This window comes from Arsenophonus nasoniae DSM 15247, assembly GCF_000429565.1.
GTDB lineage: Bacteria > Pseudomonadota > Gammaproteobacteria > Enterobacterales > Enterobacteriaceae > Arsenophonus > Arsenophonus nasoniae.
This window is the reverse complement of sequence record NZ_AUCC01000205.1, coordinates 1-1,803: the sequence shown is the minus strand read 5'-3', so window position 1 is coordinate 1,803 and position 1,803 is coordinate 1. Positions and strand designations below refer to the sequence as shown.

Genomic DNA, 1,803 nt, shown 5'->3' with positions numbered 1-1,803 from the left:
GTGAGTATGCCAAGTCAATTATTCACATTGAGAAGAAAATTTGCCGCAGTCAGTAATGGTAAGGTTTACATAGGTAAAATCGATATGGATCCAACTCTACCTGAGAATCAGATTCAGGTATATCTTGAAAATGAAGACGGTTCACATGTCCCTGTTGCTCAACCCATCATTATTAATCAAGCTGGTTATCCCGTTTACAATGGTCAAATTGCGAAGTTTGTCACAGTAGAAGGTCATTCTATGGCTGTCTATGATAGCTACGGCGTTCAACAGTTCTATTTTCGAAATATCTTAAAGTATGATCCTGATCAGTTAAGGCAGGAGCTCTTGTCTTATGGGGATAAAATTGTATCCAGCAGTCATGGTGGTACTGTTTATTCGGATTATGACCTTTCTGAATTTATAAAATATGCAGAATTTTTATCAGAAGAACCTACCACAGTTACCTTGCAACGACAGGCTGTAAAACACTCTGATAATATGTGGTACATATGGACAGGTGCTCTTCCGCATAAAATTTCAGAAAGAAGTCCTGCTGATGATAAAAAATGGCGGTGTGTTGGTTTGCTGAATGGATTCCCTGTACGTGATGCTCAAAACTTTGGCTTTACTGACGGGATGGAAGAGGCATCACCTATCATTATCGCAATGATGGAAAGCCCGTTTTTCAATATGACATTTCCTTCCGGCAGCACTATCAATATTGCTCAGACATGGAACCTCCGTTCTGATTTATCTATAAATTTTCAGGGTTCAGTAATTTACTGGAAAGGTGAGCAGATGGAAATATTAGATAAGTCTAAATCTGCTACTATGTGTATTTTTGATACTGAAGACTATGGCGGAGGAACAACTGGCTCATCAAGGAATATTCATCTATCAAATTTAATCATCAATGCCAATGAGTATGCAATTGGTATTGCCATGAGGAATGTAACCAGGTTTTCACTAATCAACATTGAAATTAATAATACACAGAAAACAGGGATAGATATCTCTAACAGTCATTTTGGCGATATTAAAAATATTGCTTTAACTAACTGTGCGCCACTTACATCAAAAGGATTTACATCAGACTCCATTGAAGAACATAGAGGCGATGGAATTATTATTTGGTACGGCAGTACGCATGTGGCTGTTGATAATATAAAAGTACAGAATGCAGACAAATTAAGAAGTGGGCGTTGTGGTATAGTGGTTGATGGCTATGCACCGCCTAATCAGCCTGATACTAGAATAATAAGTATCAATAATGCTTACGCTTTTGGTTATGACAGACCGGTACATACAGAGCTATGCGGCGTTGTCATTATAAGCAACAGTGTATTTGAGTATAGTTCAAATTATGATAATCATAAAAAATTTAAATGTGTCGCTATTGTTTGGAATACGCTGGAGGTAACTGAGTTTATTAACTGCGTATTCCGCTCTGATTTTAATTTTCTCAAGCCGTCAGGTGGAAAAGCAATATTTAATGGATGTAATATTACCCTATCCCATGAAGGGGAGTTTTTCACTGCTGGTAACGCTGCCGGATTTGGAGGGAAAATTGAATTTAATAACTGTACTTTATCACAAAGATCTGGCAATGGTGGGATGTATGGGGCTGACTTTACCTTTAATCACTGTATTCTAAATAGTGATAATGATGATAAAAAACCATCTGTGTTTACTATTGGCTCTGAGTCAAATGTTCATGCTGTCAGATTTAATAAAGTAAGTTTTAACAATATAGTATTGATTGCACCTTGGATTAAGCGTTATTCATCAATAGAAATATCAGAATGCAGTTTCATAGGAAGC

The 1,803-nt window shown here is 36.9% G+C and carries 1 protein-coding gene; it reads left to right on the top strand.

The window, feature by feature from the left end; all coding sequences use genetic code 11:
* The coding region (locus G468_RS24990; RefSeq protein WP_248604904.1) for a phage head-binding domain-containing protein at nucleotides 1–1,803 on the top strand (1,803 nt) is incomplete at both ends.